The following is an 18,655-nucleotide window of genomic DNA, read 5'->3' as shown; positions in this document are numbered from 1 at the left end:
CGCGATCCCGAAAAGCGGATACCGGTTTTCGGCAAAGATCATGCTCCAACAAGCACACAGAAAACGAGTAGCCTGGCAAACCGAGCAATAAGGAGACCGCCATGCCCGACCTTCTGGTCAAGCCCGCAGGAACGAACGGCAAGGTCCATAATATCACGCCGCAATCGGCCGGCTGGAGCTATGTCGGCTTCGGGCTCTACCGCCTCGCGCCCGGCGAGACCGCCATGGAGGAGACCGGCGACAGCGAGGTGATCCTCGTGCTGGTCGAGGGCAAGGCGGAGATCTCCGGCGCGGGCAAGGATTTCGGCGAGTTGGGCGAGCGCATGGACGTGTTCGAGCGCCTGCCGCCGCACGCCGTTTATATTCCCAATGGCGCCGGCTGGACCGCCACCGCCACCACGGCATGCACGCTGGCCGTCTGCAGCGCCCCCGGCAGGGGCGGCCACGACACCCAGGTGATTGGCCCCGCCGGCATAAGCCTGGAAGAGCGCGGGAAGGGCGCCAATACGCGCTTCATCCACAACATCGCGATGGAAAACCGCGACGTCGCCGACAGCCTGCTCGTCACCGAGGTCTATACGCCGGCCGGCAACTGGTCCTCCTACCCGCCCCACCGGCACGACGAGGACAACTACCCCGAGATGACCTATCTGGAGGAGACATATTACCATCGCCTGAACCCCGAACAGGGTTTCGGTTTCCAGCGCGTGTTCACCGAGGACGGCGGCCTGGACGAGGCCATGGCGGTTGCGAGCCACGACGTGGCCCTGGTTCCGCGCGGCCATCACCCCTGCGGCGCGCCTTATGGCTACGAGATGTACTACCTCAACGTCATGGCCGGCCCCTTGCGCAAGTGGCGCTTCAAGAACCATCCGGAGCATGATTGGATTTTCCAGCGCGATAAGGGGTAATGGGCTGGGTTGGATTGGGACCGGCGGCGCATTGCTGCCGCTTGACGAGGATGCTGGGCCTCGCGCTGCAATATCAAACTCTGTGAGCCGTTGGGTAGCTATCCTCGAAGGCACAGTGGAGACTAGACATCAGAAAGTAGAGGTGGAGCACCCCCATTTCGCCGAACCCGGCTACTGTGTTTAAGCCCTGATGTACTCTCTTGGGGAGCGATTGGAGTGTTACGGCGGTGAGCCTATCCGCGCCATGGGCGCGAACGATTCCGATAGCCAGCGCCACCGCATCGAACCCGTAGGCTGCATCGGCGGATATAGGCCGACCGAATTGCGCGTGGTAACGCCCGCCCACACCACCGACCGCATGCAACTCGAACCGACATGAAAGAGCACCGGCAAGCACCGCTTCGGCCAGTTGCTCCTGCGGCCAATCGCCGGTGCCGAGAATCATGACATCGGATGCAAGGGCGCCCGTGGCACGCAGGGATGCAAGGGCAGCGAGGGATTCATAAGCCCCGGCAGGAGCAAAACCGCATCGCTCGCCTGCAAGATCGCGTCCGTGACCGCGGGTCGCCCACCCAAATGGGCGGAGATGGGTAGAGATGCCGACACGCTGGCGCCTTTAGCTTCGATGCCCTTCTTGAGCCTTGCGAGGTCAGCGGTGGGCGTATTTGAGCGCGCGAAATACGAAGCCATGCGGGTGGCTTTGCTGTCCGTCCTCACGGATGAAGAGCCGTATTCGAGGCCGACCACGCCGGTCCGCTCGTGCCGAATCTCGCCATAGCGCAATCTTATCGCCTGTCCCGTCTACCTACCCTTGGCAGAAGACGGCAGATCGATGCGCCAGGCTCGGGCTCAAGCGATATCTTTGCCCCTCCCGTGAACGATCGCTTCGATCCGTGGCGCGGAGATATCGTGTTCCGGCCAGAAGCGCGCCTTCTGCCAACTGAGCTGTCCACGTGTGTAGTAACCGATACCGGGCGTCGCCACGCTGAGCGGAGTTCCAATGCCGGCAAAGTTCATCTTGAAGTGGTATCCAGATTTCACGACTACGAAATCCTGCGCAGCAAGGTCGATCCCCTGGCTTGTGAAAGCTGCGGGATCGTGGGTAAAGCCGGGCTTGCTCGTTAGAAGGATGCACATCCGGTCCTCCACGAGAAGGACGGCGGTGCGTCCGAGGCTCGTCTCCTCGCCACCCCGGAATGGCCCTGCCATGACGAAGCGGCCGTCGCCGACAGCCAAAACCCTGCCGGTGATCCTCAAGGGTCTGAAGCCGGGCGTCAGACGTCCACCCACGTCCAGTGTGATACGGGCGCCTGCGCCAGCTACCGTGGCGGCCTCGACGCTGGCGGGATCGGTCACGGGGATTGCACCACGAAGTTCGTCGCCGCGAGACAGAGCATGCATGAGGATCGCCGTGCTGTCGCCCGGCGCGCCCGCCAACACCCGGTCCCCCATATCGGCCAATATATAGGGGCGCCCCTGTGGGTCCTTTGCCGCCACGTCGAGAACCTGGTCGATCGTCAGGAGATCGTCACGGAAACGTTCACGCCACGCCCAGAACTGACTGGCCAATTCCTCGGCTGCACTTATGGCACTCTCGGTTGTTCCGTTCGAAATCACGACGGCTGCTTGGCCAATATCCTCGTCGTCCAGGTAGCGGAAGACATTGTAGATCGAGATGTCCCAGATCTCGGGATGCACCCCTTGTATGGAGCGGGCCCTGGCATGCAATTCCGCAAGCGGGCCTATTGCTGTCTCCGCAGCACCTGGCAGGATCATCGGCGCTTTGGCCATTGTGATGGTTGGCTTAAACGTGCCGTCAAGCATGGCCAGAAGCCCCTCGATCACGCGCTCACCGCATTCGACTACGTCTGAATGAGGGTTCTCTTTGCAGGCGATGCAGATATCGGCTGCATCGAGCATAGCGGGCGTCACATGGGCATGCAGGTCGAGGCCGACGCCAATCGGAACGTTCGGCCCGACGGCTTTACGTAGGTCCGAGAGAAGATCGCCCTCCGCATCCGCAAGTTCAGTTGTGCCCATGGCGCCATGCAGTTCGAGCGCGATGGCGTCATATCGCTCGCGCCGCGCGAGCTCGATGAGTTCAATACGGATCCTGGCGTAAAATCCATGGTCAACGCGGCCGCTCGGCGGGGCGCTGATGGAAATGGCAGGAATCGCCTCGTGGCCCAACGCTTCCGTCTTGCGCACCATACCCCCGAGGGTCGTGTCGGACTGCCGCGCCTGCATCAGCAACGTCATGCCCCTGTCGATCTCGAATTGATCGGCTCCCGTTATATGCGGGCTGAATCCGTGCGATTCATGGAACACGCACCCAACCAGAATCCGTCGCGTCTTCGGGAACGTCGCGGAACGCATTTGTTCCGCTTTTCGCGGCATGTTCATGCAAAGCCTCCAGTCGCTCTTTCATGCGGGGTCAGGCGATCAGCCATCTGAGTTGGCCTCGTTCCTGCGCCGTGCGATTTCGATGGTGCCCATAAGGGCAAGCGACACCAGGGTCAGGACCGTCGAGACCGCGGCGATGACGGGGGTGAGGTTGAAGTCGATATCCTCGAACATCTTGCGTGTGATCGTCTTGCCTTCGATGCCGGATATGAAGAAGGCGACTGTCGCCTCGTCAAACGATGCGAGGAAGGCAAACACGCCACCGGCCGCAACGCCCGGCAGGATGTTGGGCAGGACAACGTGGAAGAATGCCTGGAGGCGAGTCGCGCCGCAATTGAGCGCTGCAAGCTCCAGCGCGGGATCAAAGCGCTGCAGCGCCGCTCCCACCGTGATCACGACATAGGGGACGGCAAGCATCGTATGGGCGATCACGAAACCGTACAGATTACCTGTCAGGCCGAGGGGCGCGAAGGTGAGATAAAGCGCGACCGCGACGACAATGTGCGGGACGACTAGCGGGGCAATCGTGACGGCCTGGACAAACTCCTTGCCGGGAAGGCACCCGCGGACAAGCGCGATCGCTGCCAGCGTGCCGATCACCGTTGCCGCCAAGGTCGTAATGCCGGCGATACGAAGGCTGAACCAGGTAGCGGCCATCCAGTCGGGATCCTGGAAGTATTGGGCATACCACTTGAACGTGAAGCCCTCAGGGGGGAATGCGATGTAGGATGAAGTTCCCACCGACATCGAGATCACGATGAGAGTGGGCAGAATGAGAAAGAACAGCACGAGGCTAAGTCCAAGACCTGCAAAGACGCGGGCCATGTCTACTCCTGTCCGGCTGCGTTCCCTCGCAGCGCGCGCGGCCATTGCAAGGTCGACCTCAGCCATTCGAAAATCCTTTGCTGAACGAGAGGGCCCGGCGATACAGAGCGGCGAGCAGTAGCGTTGACACAAGCAAAATCGCGGACAGCGCCCCCGCGAAAGGCCAGTCGAGCAGTTCCGTCGTCTGCTGCGCTATAAGGGTGGACATCATGAGCGTACTCGGGCCACCCACCAGCGCCGGCGTGATGTAGAAGCCAAGCGCTAGGATGAAGGTTATCAGCGTACCGGCCGCCGCCCCTGGCAGGCTGAGCGGAAAAGTGATCCGGAGAAAGGCTTGTGGTGCGCTCGCTCCGAGGTTGCGGGCCGCTTTTGCAAATTCATCCGGGATGTTCCGCAGCGTCGAATAGATCGGCAGGACCATGAAGGGTAGCAGAACATGGGTCATCGCCAGGATGACCGCACCTTCGGTATAGAGAAGCTGGAGCGGTGCCTTGGACAGTCCCATCTCCTGCACGACGGTGTTGACAATTCCATTGCGCTGCAAGAGCACGATCCAGGCGTAGGAGCGCACAAGTACGCTCGTCCACAGGGGAACAAGAACACAGGCCGCGACCAGGATTGCGCGTCGACCTTGGACCCGCGCCATCGCATAGGCGACCGGATAGCCGAGCAGAAACGCCAGAGCAGTGACGATGAAGGCAATTTCGAACGTGCGCCAAAGGACAATGAGGTAGAGCGGCTCGGCTATGATGCGCGCGTAATGGGCGAGCGTCGGTTCCGGCGTAAAGACGCTATTCCACAGCAGTCGGCCCACGGGGTAAGCGAAGGCGCTGACGAGTAACAGGATGAGCGGGGAGACGAGCACGAGGGACGCGGTCGTTCCGTATCCACCGGCCGAAAGGGGCCGGCCGCGGATTCGGCGCCTAAGGACGGGGTTTTCCGGCATCGCTCAGCACTCCATCTGCGGGAAAACCAGCACGGAGTTGCTCGGGATGGAAATCCCGACGCGATCGCCTTCACAGAGGGAATTGCCGGCGCGGCTCGCCTGACACTGGACGTGAAGCAATTCCCCTCCGGCAAGCCGCACAAGAAACGTGTGGGATGAACCGACGAAGATTACCGCCTCGACGAGGCCATTGAGATTCTGGCTCCCATACGGCACAAGTTCGATCCGCTCCGGCCTCACTGCGAGCCGCACCCGAGCGCCGCGCTGAGGCGAGGTCACGAGTGGATGGGAACCGCTATCCAGCACGATCGTACCGCTTCGGCTGATCGCAACCTCGAAACAGCGGGCATCGTGTCGCAGACATTCTCCATCCAAGAAGTTCATTTTGCCGATGAAGTCAGCGACAAAGGCGGTGGCAGGCGCGTCATAGAGCTCGGTAGGGGAGCCTATCTGCTCCAGATGGCCCTCTCGCATCACCGCAATGCGGTCGGACATGGTGAGCGCCTCTTCCTGGTCGTGTGTGACGTAGATCACCGTGATGCCCAAGCTCTGCTGCAGACGCTTGATCTCAATCTGCATCTGCTCGCGCAGCTTCTTGTCGAGGGCGCCGAGCGGCTCGTCCATCAGGAGGAGGGGAGGCTTGAAGACGAGGGCGCGGGCGACCGCCACCCGCTGCTGCTGCCCGCCGGACAATTGGCTCGGCAGACGCGTTTCAAAACCCTCCAATTGAACGAGCTCCAGGGCATTCGCCACGGCACGTGACATCATTTCCTTCGAGAATCGGCGCATGCGCAGCGGAAAGGCGATGTTCTTGGCGATCGTCATGTGTGGGAAGAGTGCATAGCGCTGGAAAACCATTCCGATGTCGCGTCTGTTTGGCGCCACATGCGTGATGTCGCGGTCGCCGACCCATATCACACCTGAATCCGGCTGCTCGAACCCCGCCACCATCATGAGCAGGGTGGTCTTGCCCGATCCGGAGGGACCGAGGAGGGAGAGGAACTCGCCGGGTCGGATGTCGATCGCCACCTGGTCGACCGCCTGCACCCGGCCGTACCGCTTGTCCAGTTCCCGCAGGGAAACGCTTGCTCCATGCACTGTTCACCACCTTTCGCTTCAGCATGCTGAAAATTGGCCTGATTCGGCGCCTGGCTGTGCTGCCTACGCATTCGGCGCCGCTGGTGTCGGGACACCACGAAACCTCGGCGGAGGCTCAGAGCGTCATCGTCCCTCCATCACTCGGGAATGCGGCGCTGAGTTAATATTTGAAATTTGATGCAACAAAATGACGATGCTGTCAAGTCGCTTTGCAGGCGGTTTGGCAAGGTCGCGCCTCTGCGATTTAGTGGATACGATAGATCCGGACCGAATCGCCGCTGCGGGAAACGGCCCCGCCAAAAGGACGATGCAATGGATGATGCGCCAAAGAAAAAGAGGCCGGACTTATCCGCCGGGGAGATCGCGCCCATCGACCGGCACGAGAGCCTCGGTGAGCGGGCCTATACAAGCCTGAAGGACTCGCTCGTTCGCGGCGCGCTGCGCCCCGGCATGAAGCTTACCGTTCGCTCCGTCGCGCAGGCGCTCCAAGTGAGCACTACACCGGCGCGCGATGCTATCACCCGTCTGATCGGGGAAGGAGTGCTGGTAAATCTGGGCCCGAAGACGGTGGTCGTGCCGGAACTGACACTTGCAGCCCTTGACGAGATTACAGAAATCCGCCTGGCCCTAGAGGGACTGGCGGCCGAGCAGGCGGCAGCCAAAGTGACGCCGGAGGACATCCAGGAGTTGGAGCGCTTGCAGGAACGTATCAATCGCGGGCTAGACGAGGCGCGTTACACCGATGTGCTGGACGCCAACAAAGATTTTCACTTTCTCATCTATCGGCGCAGCGGCATGTCCCGGCTCGTAGCGATCGTCGAATCGATGTGGCTGCAGATCGGCCCCGCCTTCAACGACCTCTACCCCGAGTTCGCACAGTCCCGGACGGGGGTATCCAATCACCTGTTTGCGTTGCGCGGCCTGCAGGACGGCGATGCTGCTGCCGTGCGGGCCGCGATCGAGAACGACATCCGCAGCGGCTATCGGCGTCTTTCCTCGCTTATCATATCGCGGCAGGAGGGGGTGGAATGACGGCCTAGAATATTTTTGTTGCATCAAACATCAAAATACGCTCTCATTTGGGAGCGCAAGATCGCGTTTGATGGCAACAACCAGGAGGCAGGAACGCCATGCCAGCCCCTTCCAATCGGCTCGAAACCATTTTCATAGACCCACATCCGGGACCGCGCTCGGCGGAACTGTTCGAACGCGCCCGTCGCGTGTTCCCCGACGGGACGACGCGCGTGACGATCGAGCGCGATCCGACGCCATGCTATGCCGCCGGAGGGGAGGGGGCCTATTTCCTCGACGTGGACGGGGCGAGCTATCTCGATCTGAACGCGAACTTCACGACGCTCATCCACGGTCACGGTTTCGCGCCGGTCGCCTCGGTGGTCGAACGGCAACTGCACAGCGGCACCTGCTTTGCGAACCCGACTGAGGCTGAGATCGCGCTCGGCACGCTTCTGTGCGAGCGCGTGCCGCAACTCGAGCGCATCCGCTTCGTCAACACAGGCACCGAAGCCGTCATGTTCGCGATCAAGGCAGCCCGGGCGTTCACAGGCCGCAGCGCGATTGCAACGATCGAAGGGGCCTATCACGGCGCCTATGACTGGGTCGAGGTGACGCAGGCGAGCACGCCGGACAATTGGGGACCGGCCGATGCGCCCGAGCCGGTGCCCTGCTATCGCGGAATGCCAACTTCCGTCCTTGAAGAAGCGGTCGTGCTGCGCTTCAACGACGCCGATGGCGCCGTAGGGCTGTTGAAGGCCAACGCCGAGCGCCTTGCCGCCGTCGTCATCGATCCGATGCCGAGTCGCGCCGGCCTCGTGGCGCCCGAGCCCGCATTCGTTTCCGCGCTCCAGGAGACCGCGCGGGCGCTCGGAATACTGATCATCAGCGACGAGGTGCTGAGCTTCCGACTGGGCTACCGCGGGTCCGCCTCCCGCTACGGGCTTGAACCTGATCTCTTCACCCTCGGAAAGATCATCGGTGGTGGATTCCCGATCGGTGCCGTGGGCGGTCGCACCGAGATCATGTCGGTGTTCGATACCAGCCGAGGCCGGCCCTTGCTTCCACAGGGCGGCACGTTCTCTGCAAATCCAATCTCGATGATCGCCGGGCTTGCGGCCATGGAGGCGCTCGACCAGGCAGCCTTCGAACGCCTGGAGGCCCTCGGCGACAAGCTACGCACGGGGCTGGAAATGGCCGCCCGACGCGCAGATGCGCCCTTCAGCATCACAGGCGCGGCGTCTCTTTTCCGGATCCATCCAAAGCCGACACCGCCAAGGGACTTTCGAGAAGCCTATTGCAGTCCTGCCGAGGCAAGGACGATGAAGATGATGTCACGATTCTTCAGATGCAATGGCATCATTCTTCCGGATGGAGCGGCAGCATGCCTTTCTACGCCGATGGGCGAGGCCGAGATCGCAGAGATCGTGCACGTGTTCGAAGCTTTCCTGGCCACAAGGGGTGGGCGTGAAGGGGAGGCGCTGTGATGTCGCAGACCATAGAAGAAACTGTCGCGACGCGCATCGCACGGTCGTTAAAGCGCCACGGTGTCGAATTCGTTTTCGCCCAAAGCCTGCCCTCGGCCGTAATCCTGGCCGCAGAGGAAATGGGGATCCGGCAGGTCGCCTATCGTCAGGAGAACATGGGCGGTGCGATGGCTGACGGTTACGCCCGCCGTTCCGGTCGCATTGCCGTGGTAGCCGCGCAAAACGGTCCCGCGGCTACCTTGCTGGTTGCGCCTCTCGCCGAGGCGCTGAAGGCGAGCATCCCCATCATTGCCCTGGTCCAGGAGGTGGAGCGGCCGCACCTCGACCGTAATGCGTTCCAGGAGATCGATCAGACCGGCCTCTTCCAGCCCTGCGCCAAGTGGGTCGGGCGCATCCTGACTGCCGACAGGGTGGAGGACTATGTGGATGCAGCTTTTGCCGCGGCCGGTAGCGGGCGCCCGGGCCCAGCAGTGCTTCTTCTGCCTGCGGATCTCCTGCGCGAGCCGACTTCGCAGCCTATCATGGAACGGAAGGTCGCGCTCGGCAACTGGCCGGTCGACCGGAATCGGCCGGCCGATCAGGTGATTGCGGCCGCGGCCGATATTCTCGTCAAAGCACGTTGCCCGGTTGCTATGGCCGGCGGCGGGGCGCTATCGCGCGGCGCGTCCGAGGCGCTTTCGCGACTGCAGGAGGCCGCGCATCTGCCTGTGGCAACGACCAATATGGGCAAGGGAGCAGTGGACGAAACGCATCCGCTGTCGCTGGGCGTCATCGCCTCGCTCACCGGACCAGGCTCCCTGGGACGCCATTCCAGGGAGCTTCTCGGGAATGCCGATGTGGTGCTTCTCATCGGCACGCGCACGAACCAGAACGGCACCGACAGCTGGCGCTTGATCCCTCGATCCGCGCGGATCATCCACATCGACGTGGATCCCGTCGAGATCGGTCGCAACTATGAGGCACTGCGTCTGGTCGGCGATGCCGCGGAAACAATGGAGGCGCTCACCGCCGTTGTGGAACGCCGCGACCTCTCGCTGCGCCGGGCCGGACGCAAGGCGCTGGAGCGTCAGATTGCGCATTTCCGGACAAGGTTCGAAGCCGAGCGGCGCAAGTTCGCAGCCAGTGATGCCAAGCCGCTTCGGCCCGAGCGGATCATGGCGGAGCTGCAGCGGTGTCTAACGCCGCGCACGACGGTGGTCGCGGATGCCAGCTACTCTTCCATGTGGGTGGTCGGCCAGCTCACGGCTCTTGCCGCAGGACAGCGGTTCCTGACGCCGCGCGGTCTTGCTGGCCTCGGCTGGGGACTGCCCTTGGCTGTGGGCGCAAAGCTTGCAGCGCCTGCTGATCCGGTCGTAGCCCTTGTCGGAGACGGCGGATTTGCCCATTCCTGGGCGGAGCTGGAGACCATGGTTCGCCTCGATATTGGCGTCACCGTGATTGTGCTCAACAACGGCGTGCTTGGCTACCAGAAGGATGCGGAGACCGTGAAGTTCGGAAAATGCACCTCCGCCTGCCATTTCGCGCCCGTCGATCATGCGGCCATTGCGCAGGCCTGTGGCTGCAACGCCGCTACAGTTCGCGAGCCGGGCGAAATACTGCCGGCGCTGCAAACGGCGATAGCGTCCAGAAAACCGTGGCTCATTGAAGCTATCACCGATCCCGACGCGCATCCGCCCCTGTCACTCTACGACGGAACGCTTGACCGGTCGGAAGCAGGTTTTCCCGTTCCGGAGGCCGCACAATGAGTTGTTCGCAGGTTCAGGCTCAGGTCGCGGTGGTCACCGGCGGGTCGAGCGGGATCGGTTTTGCAACGGCTGAGGCGTTCCTGCAGGCGGGCTATCGAGTCGCCTTCTTCAGCCACCAGGCCGACCGCGTCGCCGCGGCGACGGACACACTGGCAGGCCGCCATGGATCCGCGCGTATAATCTCGGATGGCGTAGATTTGCGCGACGCTGAAGCCGTACGTCGCTTCTTCGCCCGTGTCGAAGCGGAATGGGCAGCACCTTCCGTCCTTGTCTGCAATGCAGGTTATTCCCCCAAACGGAATGGCGGCCGGGTGCTGCTTGAAGATGTGGATCTCGGCGAGTGGCAGGAGGTGCTTGCGGTGAACCTCACTGGCGCGCTTATCTGCTGTCAGTGCACCTTGCCCGGTATGGTCAGGCGCCGGGGTGGCAGGATCGTCCTCATCGGTTCACTCGCCGGCAGGACCATGCCGCGCATCGCAGGTAGCGCCTATGCGGCATCCAAGAGTGCTCTGCTCGGGCTGTCCCGCTCGATCGTCAGCGAATATTCCCGCTTCGGCATCACCGCGAACACCATCGCGCCAGGGCGCATCGCGACCGAGATGGCCGGTCCGGCCGATTCTTCCGCGAACAGAGAGGCGCTCAAACGCATTCCCGTCGCCCGCCTCGGTCGGACAGAGGATGTCGCCCGCACCGTGCTTTTCCTTACTGCTCCGGAGGCTGACTTCATAAGCGGCGCGGTCATTGACGTGAACGGCGGAGAGTTCACGCCGCCCTGACTTGCCAATCGACCAAGTGGATCCCTCTTTTTATCCGTTACAGGCTGCGCGCAGGCCGGCGGCAATATCGGAGGTGTTGACGCATCATCGCCTTGAGCCCGGCAGCGAACGCCTGGGCGTGCCATGGTCGCGAGGTCGCGGGCAACCCTTCAACGCGTCGCTCGTGGTCGATGGGTTCGACCCGCGCTCGGTCGCCCGCATCTGTTCGACCTTTGAATCGCGCCGTTGACGTTGAATCACCTCCTCCACAATTCCTCTCGGGTCCAGCTGTAGCGCGTATTTTGATGCGCCAATTTAAACTTGACGACGCACAAAACCGATATCATGATCAATTTGTTGCATCATATTTCAATCTCGGATGGAGGAGACAATGTACAGCTTGTCAAGGTTTATTGCTGGGTATGGTGCCGGTGTCATCGTCGGCATCCTTGTGGGTGTGCTGTGCCTGGCCGCGCCGTCGCGCGTTGAGGCGGGCGAAGGAGGCCAGCTTGTCATGGCTGCTACCGGCGGGGATTACGAGCGCAAGCTCAAGGAAATCGTCTTCGAGCCCTTTTCGCGGGAGACCGGCATTGAAGTCGTTCTCGTCGGCGGCGCCGCTGGAGAATTCTGGGCGAAAGCGAAAGCAATGTCGGAGATCGGACGCCTGGAATGGGACATGCTCGAGGCAGGTTCAGGCGACGTCTATGTCCCGGAGCGCAACAGCTTGCTTCTCGACCTGGGCGAGGATTGCGCCCTGGTGCCCCGGGCAAAGTCCGACGGGGCCGGTGAGGTATGTCATCGCTTCGGTGTGGTGCCGACCTATGGCGCAACGCTTCTGACCGCAAACCGTGACATGTTCGAGGGTGACACGCCCCGGAACTGGAGCGACTTCTTCAATATCGAGGCGTTTCCTGGTCCGCGCTCGCTTCCCAGCTTCGGCACGCCCTGGCGTGTCCTGATCGGAGCTCTTCTTGCCGACGGGGTTGAGCCGGGTGATCTGTTTCCACTCGACCTGGATCGTGCATTCAAGAAGCTGGAAGAGATTCGACCTCATATCTCGCTTTGGTGGAGAACGGGCGATCAGATCCAACGTGCACTACGCGATCGCGAGATCGCCATGACACTGGTGTGGAACACCCGCATCGACTTTCTTCTCAACGAAGGCCTGCCCCTGCAGCGGATCTGGGAAGGCTCGACCCTCAATGAGGCGCATTGGGTCGTGTTCAAGGGCGCTCCGAACAGAAAGAACGCGCTGCGCTTTCTCAACTGGTATTTCGATCATCCGGAAGTGCAGGCGGCCTTCGCGCGTGCGGTTGCGACTTCGCCTACGACTAAGTCCGCATTGGCGTTGCTGCCGGCCAGCGAGCAGGAGAACAGCCCGGTCTTTCCGGATAATCTCAAGGGCGTGGTCAAGGTCGATTATGAGTGGCTGGCACAACATCACGGAGAAATCGTCGAGCGTTGGAACCGCTGGATAGCGCAGTGATGCCCGGCTCGCTATGCGGGTGGCCATCTCAGCGCAAATCATCCCTCCTGCATGAGCCGGGGATGAAGCTCGTAGAAGCGGAAACTCGCGCCGCGATGGACCCTCATTCCGCGGGAGCAAAATCCCAGCTTGTCCATGACGCGTTGCGAGCGAATGTTAGCCGGCCGAACCACGGCGATGAGCTTGGTCAGGCCGAGTCTGGAGAAGGCAGCCTCGATGACGATCCTGGAAGCCTCTGTGGCCAGGCCGCGTCCGGAGGCACGCTCCAAAAAGCAATACCCCAGCTCCCTATCAGCCCCGTCAAAGTCGCGCAGGCCGCACCGCCCAGCAAAATGGAGATCACCGCCGGGTTGCTTTTCATAGACCATCCAAAAACCATATCCGAGACGGTCCCAGTCGCGAAGATAAAGGTCGAGGCGCGCGTCCGACTCGGCTCTTGTCGGCGCGCGTCCGTCCATGATCAGCTTGACGACGAGCGGATCTGTGTGCAGTCGGAAGAGCACAGAGGCATCGGAAGGCAGTATGGGACGTAGGAAGACGCGGTACGATTCAAGCAGCATCGGCATTCACTTCACATTGTGGTTGCCGACGGCCCGAAAGCATCGGTAGAGATGGGCGCTGCTCTTGGGCGGAACTGCGCGAACCCGCCAGGGCCGACGGTCGATCGGACGGGCATTATTCGGCATGGATTGCTGACCCGCGTTGGCGGTTGATGCCGCGGCAAAGCCGCGCGAGATTCGCAAAATCATGGCTTGCCGTCAGGCAAATGCGGACGCCGGCCTGTCCGCGAGCCACCGTCGGAAAGAAGGTGACCGACGTGTAGAAACCGGCGTCCAGCAGCCGCTCCGCGAAGTCGATCGCCTCGAACTCGTCGCCGATTCTGACCAAGCGGATGGGTAGCAGCGCGCCGTGCTGGGCGGTTCTGACCCGCGCGTCAAAAAACGTAATGCGCTCTACCAGCTGAGACTGGCGGGCCGCCAGTTCGCCGCTAGAATGGATGCCGATCGAGGCGATTGCCGCTCCCAAGGCCGCAACGTTTGGCGAGGCGGAGAAGGCATGCGGAACGGAATAGCACCGGAAGAGTGCCTCCTGTCGGGCTGTACCGAGCATCAGCATGCCCCCTGATGCGCCGAATCCTTTTCCCAGCGATGCGGCGATGATCGTCCGTTCGCCGAGTTCATCGGGCATTCGCGAGCGCGCGAACCCTTCTCCATGTTCGCCGAAGATGGAGATCCCATGGGCATCGTCGATATACAGGAAAAGACCGTACCGCTCCTGCAGCCGCAGGAGTTCCGGGATCGGCGCATATCCGCCCATCGAATAAACGCCGTCGCAGACGTAGGCGACGAGCCGATGCTTGCGGCAGATTTGCTCCAGGGCATTAAGATCGTTGTGCGAGATCGTCTCGACCCGGGTCTCGTCGGCCACCACCGGCTTATGGAACGCAAGCGATGCATGCGCGAACTGGTCGAAGACCATGACGGGCTTCCGGCTACCGGTCAGGTGCCCCGAGGCGATGAGGGGCAGGGCCCCCAAATTGGCGACCATCACGGTGGAGTAGGCGATGACGCGGGCCTTGAAGAGCTGCGACAATCTCTCCTCCAGGGTGCCAATCATCGCGAAATTCAGCCGTGTGCGCGCGCATGACCAGTGGAGGGTTCCGTATTCCTCAATGGCAGCAATGGCCCCCTGAATGACGAGCGGGTGGTTGTCCAGGCCGAGATAGGAGCAACGAACAAAGTCGGTCGCCACCATACCTTGCCGCTTGGCCCTGGCGAGCAGGATCGCTCGCCCCTCCGTCGGCCGACAGTAGACGGCCATCAGGCCGCGTCGGTGCGCCTCATCGAAATGAGCTTGTGTCCTGTCGATAACCGCTGCGGTATTTCGGTAGCGCTGGGGGCGCGTGCTGCGTTGGACGGCTTCTTCGCTTGATAGGGGCGCCTTCACGGCATCCTCCCTTCTGTCCATTTTGGAAGTTCCGCGCCATTCTACTGGGGTTTACGTTTAATATTGTTATATTTAAAATAAATGTATATCATATTTTACTATATTTTTTATTGCGCTGACTATTCGAGTAAATTTATGGATTAACTGTAATAAACTCTGTTCATCTTTGGCTGACTATATCAATAGATGTCACCACATGTGTGCAGCGGGAAAGCCACCACTTGCCGCGGACTTAGCGCTTCAGCGAAGGACGTCCGTCCCCGCGCTCGGTCGCCTCCGGCAGCGATCCACCTTTAAAATCCGTTCCCCTTATCGATACGGTAACCTCCCGAGCGTTCTGTACGAATGAGGTCGTGGCAACCGATCTTCCGTAACGCCTTGCGCAGCCGACTGATGTGCACGTCGACGGTGCGCGCACTGACATGGACGTTGTTCGGCCAAGCCGCGGCGATCAGTGCTTCGCGACTGAAAACACGTTCCCGGTTCTCGATGAGGTATCGGAATATGCGGAACTCGGTTGCTCGTAATTGAATCTCCTTGCCGTTTCGCCTGACGCGAAAGCTTTCTGGGTGCAATTCAAGGCTGCCGATCACGAGCGCATTTCCCCCGTCTGGCAAAATGGTCCGCCGTGGCTGCGCAATCCACGAGCGCAGGGAGGCGACAAGCCTGGCCGGAACCAGCGGTCGCACGAGGCCATCGTCGATGCCGGCCCTCAGAAGTGCCATGTGTAGGTTCTCTGCTCCCGGGGCGATTAGCGCCACAACCGGGATCTTGCGGGCCCCACCTTCCTGCTTGAGACGGCTATGCAGGGTAAGCGCATCCAGCCCGTTCGGCTGGCAGTCTAGGATGACCGCTGCGGGTCGCTCCTTTGCCGTTGGCACGGCCTCATCTGCGTCGTTTGCAAGCCTGGTGTCGAAGCCCTCCACTTCCAGGATGTGCTCGAGGATCAGGTAGAGTTCCGCATCTCGCGAACAGATGACCACTATTGGTTTCATGGGTTTCCTGCCGCAGCGGCAAGACGGGCGGGTCAGGCGCGACCGTTGCAAATCGGGCCGCATCCATCCGCCGCAACAATCGCCGCCATCTGGCATTCGATATCGCACTACGGTGCAATCAAAGCCGACCGCTATCCCCTTGGCAACTGCAGGGAAGGTGACAGAACTTATACCTAGAGAGGTCAATTCTGGCGGGGCGCAATATCCTGATTTAGTGTCTCGTACGCTAACAAAACCGTATCATCGTCAGGCCGCCAGGTTACCGCAGCCAGCCGGCCACCCTTGGGCGCAATGCCGCTCGCGATCCTTTGCGACAGGGCGGTAGCTGTTGTAAGGGTCGGGCGCAGCACGCTGCGTCAAGCGAAAGGTTCGGATGAAGACAAACCTCGACCACCTCCCGGAGAAGAAACAGCGCGAGCTTGGCCGCATAGTAGATATCCTCCACGAGGAATTCGATGATGCGCTGGCAGAGGGAACGGCCGGGTTCAAGAAGCGGGGCCGGATCCTCAAGATCATCCTGTTTGGCTCCTACGCGCGCGGCGACTGGGTGGACGAGCCGCACACCAAGAAAGGTTACCGTTCCGACTACGATCTTTTGATCGTCATCAACAACAGGAAGCTTGCCGATTTCGCGGCCTACTGGGCAAAAGCGAAGGACCGACTGCTACGTGACCGCGGCGTGAAAACCGTGGTGAGCTTCATCGTGCATTCGCGGCGCGAGGTAAACACAGCCCTGCGCGAGGGGCAGTATTTCTTCACCGATATCCGCCGCGAAGGCATTGTGCTTTATGAGTTGGATGACGAGCCGCTTGCCGAGCCGCGGCCGTTGACATCCAAGGATGCTTGGAGAGTGGCGAAGGAGAACTTCAAAGATAGATTCCCTTTCGCCCAAGGGCTTATGGACAGCATCCGCTTACACACCGAGAAGGGTAGGTATAAAATCGCTGCCTTCGAGATGCATCAGGCCATAGAGCATGCGTACTCGACTGTGCTGCTAACCCTCACGAATTATGGGCCGCCATCTCACAATCTTACATTTCTGCGGTCTCTTGCAGAAGATCAAGATCACCGGCTAGCCGATATCTGGCCACGGGATCAGCACCGGTATACGGCATGGTTCAACACGCTGAACGAGGCCTATGTGAAAGCCCGCTATTCAAGATATTACGAGATCAGCGAAGAGGCTCTCCGCTGGCTCGGCGAGCGCACCGTGCAATTGCACGAACTTGTAGAGCTGGTTTGTCGCGAGCATCTTGAAAAGCTGGGCAAGGAAGCGGGCAAGAGCTGAGGCGAGCCATATCGACAGACCCGTTTACAGAGGCGCCAAAACTGTGCTGCGCGGGTCGCCAGGCGTTGCTGGTGCGGATTTACCCAACGGTCGAAGCCGCGCCGTGTTCGGAGAACAAGTTGCCAAGCTGCGCTCAACCACCGCTGTTTTCAACCGAGGCCGCGCTTTGCGGGGCGTGTTGACGTTCCCGTTGTTACTCACGTGCCCGGTCCCTCAGGCATTGGGTGCGGGATGACCGCTGGCTGCGCACAAAACTCGAGCGACCGGCAGAAAAGAAGATCCGATTGCGCTTCACGCCAGGCTTTGCAATATTGGTCTCGCACGCAAGCCGTGCCATGCTCGTCGCCTCGACGGCCAGGGACGACACGATTATGTCGAGGGCTCAGGCCTGAAGACCGTGGCTCACTTCCGTGGGTTTTTGACGTCCGGCCCGGGGCATTGCGCCCCGCGTCCGACTCACCCGCGGGAGATTTGGTATGGCTGAACACAAGTGCGAAGGAACAAGCGCTGCTGACGGCAGCGGCGAGATGACCCTGTGGAACTTTGCCGATCCGGCAGAGGCAGTCGATATAACAGCCTCTCTATACGGCTCGAAGGCGTCGCTCGCCGCTGCGTCGGCGGCCTTTACTGCCCGATACGCGGGGCGCGAGGCCGACTTCCGTTTCTGGTTTACGGTGTTCGCAGAATTGCAGCGCAGAGGCGAGCAAGCCTGTGCTTCGGGAGAAGGCGATCCCCCCTCTCGACCAGAGGAAGTCCCCTGACATACGCCGTCTAATGGGTTGCCCCATACTCTCGGTCCGTTTCCAGCAAGCATAGCCAATTGATTGTGCAGGCTTGCGCGATGGCTTGTACGTGCTCAAAATCGTTTGCAGTGCGCGGGCTCGAACGCAGGCGGCTAAGTATCTGCAGGGCTCGTTACCAGACGCTGGGGTTATGTGGGAGCGCGGCATGGATGCAAAGCAGGTTCTTCAACACACGCTGTCGCTGGCAAACGCGATGGCCGTTGATGTGCTCGTCGAGACATATTACGCGGCCGTTCAGGAATTCGGCTGCAAATACTTTATCCTGACCGGATTGCCCTCAGCCGGACAGCGGTTTGACCAGTTGGTCCTGGAGCGTTTTTGGCCAGAAGACTGGATGTCGCACTATGTATCCCGCGACTACGTTAAGCATGATCCCGTCGTCCTGACCTGCGTTTCTCGCAAGCGGCCGTTTACCTGGAAAGAGGCCGTTGGGCGGACGAGGGCCTACGGTCCGACAGCCAACAGGATCATGATGGAGGCGGTGGACGCCGGGCTCAGGGACGGCTACTGCGTGCCGGTCATTGTCCGTAACGCGCTCACCGGATGTATCTCCCTAGCGGGAGACGCACCCAGCGCAAAGGCCGATGCGCTCCCATCGCTCAGCGCGCTCTCGCTCACCTTTGCAAGCAGGCTGCAATTCCTGACCGACCGCAAATTTCATCGAGATGGTCCCAGGCTGTCGCAGCGCGAGCGGGAGGTACTGAGCTGGGTGGCCGCAGGCAAGACGGCCTGGGAGATATCGCGCATCCTGCGTATCTCCGAATCTACTGCGAACAAGCATGTCACCAGTGCGATGCGCAAACTCGACTGCGTCACCCGTTCCCAGGCCATCGCCAAGGCATTGATCCTGATGGAAATCGCCGCTTGATCCGAACAGGAGCGTCAATGGTCAGCTTTGACCATGGTCGCGCGTCCGGGCTGCACGAAGAATGTCGCTTCCGACAGGAGTGACAGT

Annotated in this window: 18 protein-coding genes; 10 read left to right on the top strand and 8 right to left on the bottom strand. The window is 61.1% G+C overall.

Annotation, left to right across the window (positions count from 1 at the left end; genetic code table 11):
• Positions 1-101: 101 nt before the first annotated feature.
• Both iolB and N1058_RS21400 read left to right on the top strand, forming a co-directional pair.
• Positions 102-911 carry a 5-deoxy-glucuronate isomerase gene (iolB, locus tag N1058_RS21405; protein ID WP_265519632.1) on the top strand — a complete coding sequence of 270 codons (810 nt, stop codon included), beginning with the start codon at positions 102-104 and terminating at the stop codon, positions 909-911.
• A gap of 211 nt (positions 912-1,122) precedes the next feature.
• Positions 1,123-1,290: a hypothetical protein gene (locus N1058_RS21400; protein WP_265519631.1), complete on the top strand. Its 168-nt coding sequence runs from the start codon at positions 1,123-1,125 to the stop codon at positions 1,288-1,290.
• Positions 1,291-1,352: 62 nt separating this feature from the next.
• Here the strand turns inward: N1058_RS21400 and N1058_RS21395 are convergent, their stop codons facing one another.
• The 5 genes from N1058_RS21395 to N1058_RS21375 form a co-directional block, all read right to left on the bottom strand.
• Entirely contained in the window at positions 1,353-1,694 is a 342-nt protein-coding gene (locus N1058_RS21395; RefSeq protein ID WP_265519630.1) for a hypothetical protein, read from the bottom strand.
• A gap of 66 nt (positions 1,695-1,760) precedes the next feature.
• On the bottom strand, positions 1,761-3,287 hold the full coding sequence (locus N1058_RS21390; protein ID WP_265519672.1) for a M81 family metallopeptidase: 1,527 nt from the start codon (positions 3,285-3,287) through the stop codon (positions 1,761-1,763).
• Positions 3,288-3,353: 66 nt separating this feature from the next.
• Positions 3,354-4,139, bottom strand: a complete 786-nt coding sequence (locus N1058_RS21385) for an ABC transporter permease (protein WP_265519671.1) — start codon at positions 4,137-4,139, stop codon at positions 3,354-3,356.
• A 58-nt stretch (positions 4,140-4,197) separates the two neighbouring features.
• Positions 4,198-5,085 carry an ABC transporter permease gene (locus N1058_RS21380; RefSeq protein WP_420848026.1) on the bottom strand — a complete coding sequence of 296 codons (888 nt, stop codon included), beginning with the start codon at positions 5,083-5,085 and terminating at the stop codon, positions 4,198-4,200.
• A 3-nt stretch (positions 5,086-5,088) separates the two neighbouring features.
• Positions 5,089-6,183 (bottom strand): ABC transporter ATP-binding protein, encoded by a 1,095-nt coding sequence (locus N1058_RS21375; protein ID WP_265519629.1) that lies wholly within the window; start codon positions 6,181-6,183, stop codon positions 5,089-5,091.
• 312 nt (positions 6,184-6,495) lie between these two features.
• Here N1058_RS21375 and N1058_RS21370 point away from each other — a divergent pair, with 312 nt between their 5' ends.
• The 5 genes from N1058_RS21370 to N1058_RS21350 all read left to right on the top strand — a co-directional run bounded on the left by N1058_RS21370 (position 6,496) and on the right by N1058_RS21350 (position 12,667).
• Positions 6,496-7,215, top strand: a complete 720-nt coding sequence (locus tag N1058_RS21370) for a GntR family transcriptional regulator (protein ID WP_265519628.1) — start codon at positions 6,496-6,498, stop codon at positions 7,213-7,215.
• 98 nt (positions 7,216-7,313) lie between these two features.
• The gene (locus N1058_RS21365; protein ID WP_265519627.1) at positions 7,314-8,681 is read left to right on the top strand and encodes an aspartate aminotransferase family protein; all 1,368 of its coding nucleotides are present in this window, start codon (positions 7,314-7,316) and stop codon (positions 8,679-8,681) included.
• Complete coding sequence (locus N1058_RS21360) at positions 8,681-10,426, top strand: acetolactate synthase catalytic subunit (protein WP_265519626.1); 1,746 nt, start codon at positions 8,681-8,683, stop codon at positions 10,424-10,426. The genes N1058_RS21365 and N1058_RS21360 overlap by 1 nt, the downstream gene beginning before the upstream one ends.
• Positions 10,423-11,202 carry a 3-oxoacyl-ACP reductase FabG gene (fabG, locus tag N1058_RS21355; protein WP_265519625.1) on the top strand — a complete coding sequence of 260 codons (780 nt, stop codon included), beginning with the start codon at positions 10,423-10,425 and terminating at the stop codon, positions 11,200-11,202. The genes N1058_RS21360 and fabG overlap by 4 nt, the downstream gene beginning before the upstream one ends.
• Positions 11,203-11,581: 379 nt before the next feature.
• Positions 11,582-12,667 (top strand): ABC transporter substrate-binding protein, encoded by a 1,086-nt coding sequence (locus tag N1058_RS21350; RefSeq protein ID WP_265519624.1) that lies wholly within the window; start codon positions 11,582-11,584, stop codon positions 12,665-12,667.
• Between the two features lie 38 nt (positions 12,668-12,705).
• Here the strand turns inward: N1058_RS21350 and N1058_RS21345 are convergent, their stop codons facing one another.
• The 3 genes from N1058_RS21345 to N1058_RS21335 all read right to left on the bottom strand — a co-directional run bounded on the left by N1058_RS21345 (position 12,706) and on the right by N1058_RS21335 (position 15,609).
• Positions 12,706-13,227 carry a GNAT family N-acetyltransferase gene (locus N1058_RS21345; RefSeq protein WP_265519623.1) on the bottom strand — a complete coding sequence of 174 codons (522 nt, stop codon included), beginning with the start codon at positions 13,225-13,227 and terminating at the stop codon, positions 12,706-12,708.
• A 115-nt stretch (positions 13,228-13,342) separates the two neighbouring features.
• Positions 13,343-14,614 carry an 8-amino-7-oxononanoate synthase family protein gene (locus N1058_RS21340; protein ID WP_265519622.1) on the bottom strand — a complete coding sequence of 424 codons (1,272 nt, stop codon included), beginning with the start codon at positions 14,612-14,614 and terminating at the stop codon, positions 13,343-13,345.
• A gap of 293 nt (positions 14,615-14,907) precedes the next feature.
• Entirely contained in the window at positions 14,908-15,609 is a 702-nt protein-coding gene (locus N1058_RS21335) for a winged helix-turn-helix domain-containing protein (RefSeq protein ID WP_265519621.1), read from the bottom strand.
• Positions 15,610-15,982: 373 nt separating this feature from the next.
• Between N1058_RS21335 and N1058_RS21330 the strand changes: the two genes are divergently transcribed.
• The 3 genes from N1058_RS21330 to N1058_RS21320 all read left to right on the top strand — a co-directional run bounded on the left by N1058_RS21330 (position 15,983) and on the right by N1058_RS21320 (position 18,568).
• Entirely contained in the window at positions 15,983-16,897 is a 915-nt protein-coding gene (locus N1058_RS21330) for a nucleotidyltransferase and HEPN domain-containing protein (RefSeq protein ID WP_265519620.1), read from the top strand.
• Positions 16,898-17,373: 476 nt separating this feature from the next.
• Positions 17,374-17,658: a hypothetical protein gene (locus N1058_RS21325; RefSeq protein WP_265519619.1), complete on the top strand. Its 285-nt coding sequence runs from the start codon at positions 17,374-17,376 to the stop codon at positions 17,656-17,658.
• A gap of 172 nt (positions 17,659-17,830) precedes the next feature.
• Positions 17,831-18,568, top strand: a complete 738-nt coding sequence (locus N1058_RS21320) for a LuxR family transcriptional regulator (protein ID WP_265519618.1) — start codon at positions 17,831-17,833, stop codon at positions 18,566-18,568.
• The last annotated feature ends 87 nt before the right edge of the window (positions 18,569-18,655 follow it).

The sequence above is a fragment of the Nitratireductor luteus genome (assembly GCF_026162365.1).
GTDB classification, from domain to species: Bacteria; Pseudomonadota; Alphaproteobacteria; order Rhizobiales; family Rhizobiaceae; genus Chelativorans; species Chelativorans luteus.
Note: the sequence above shows the minus strand (reverse complement) of the source record. Positions and strands in the feature narration are given on the sequence as shown.

Coding starts and splice junctions, on each gene's coding strand:
- N1058_RS21365 (WP_265519627.1), top strand. CDS start 7,314: ATGCCAGCCCCTTCCAATCGGCTCGAAACCATTTTCATAGACCCACAT.
- N1058_RS21320 (WP_265519618.1), top strand. CDS start 17,831: ATGTGGGAGCGCGGCATGGATGCAAAGCAGGTTCTTCAACACACGCTG.
- N1058_RS21345 (WP_265519623.1), bottom strand. CDS start 13,227: ATGCTGCTTGAATCGTACCGCGTCTTCCTACGTCCCATACTGCCTTCC.
- N1058_RS21390 (WP_265519672.1), bottom strand. CDS start 3,287: ATGCGTTCCGCGACGTTCCCGAAGACGCGACGGATTCTGGTTGGGTGC.
- N1058_RS21335 (WP_265519621.1), bottom strand. CDS start 15,609: ATGAAACCAATAGTGGTCATCTGTTCGCGAGATGCGGAACTCTACCTG.
- N1058_RS21360 (WP_265519626.1), top strand. CDS start 8,681: ATGTCGCAGACCATAGAAGAAACTGTCGCGACGCGCATCGCACGGTCG.
- fabG (WP_265519625.1), top strand. CDS start 10,423: ATGAGTTGTTCGCAGGTTCAGGCTCAGGTCGCGGTGGTCACCGGCGGG.
- N1058_RS21330 (WP_265519620.1), top strand. CDS start 15,983: ATGAAGACAAACCTCGACCACCTCCCGGAGAAGAAACAGCGCGAGCTT.
- N1058_RS21325 (WP_265519619.1), top strand. CDS start 17,374: ATGGCTGAACACAAGTGCGAAGGAACAAGCGCTGCTGACGGCAGCGGC.
- iolB (WP_265519632.1), top strand. CDS start 102: ATGCCCGACCTTCTGGTCAAGCCCGCAGGAACGAACGGCAAGGTCCAT.
- N1058_RS21370 (WP_265519628.1), top strand. CDS start 6,496: ATGGATGATGCGCCAAAGAAAAAGAGGCCGGACTTATCCGCCGGGGAG.
- N1058_RS21380 (WP_420848026.1), bottom strand. CDS start 5,085: ATGCCGGAAAACCCCGTCCTTAGGCGCCGAATCCGCGGCCGGCCCCTT.
- N1058_RS21385 (WP_265519671.1), bottom strand. CDS start 4,139: ATGGCCCGCGTCTTTGCAGGTCTTGGACTTAGCCTCGTGCTGTTCTTT.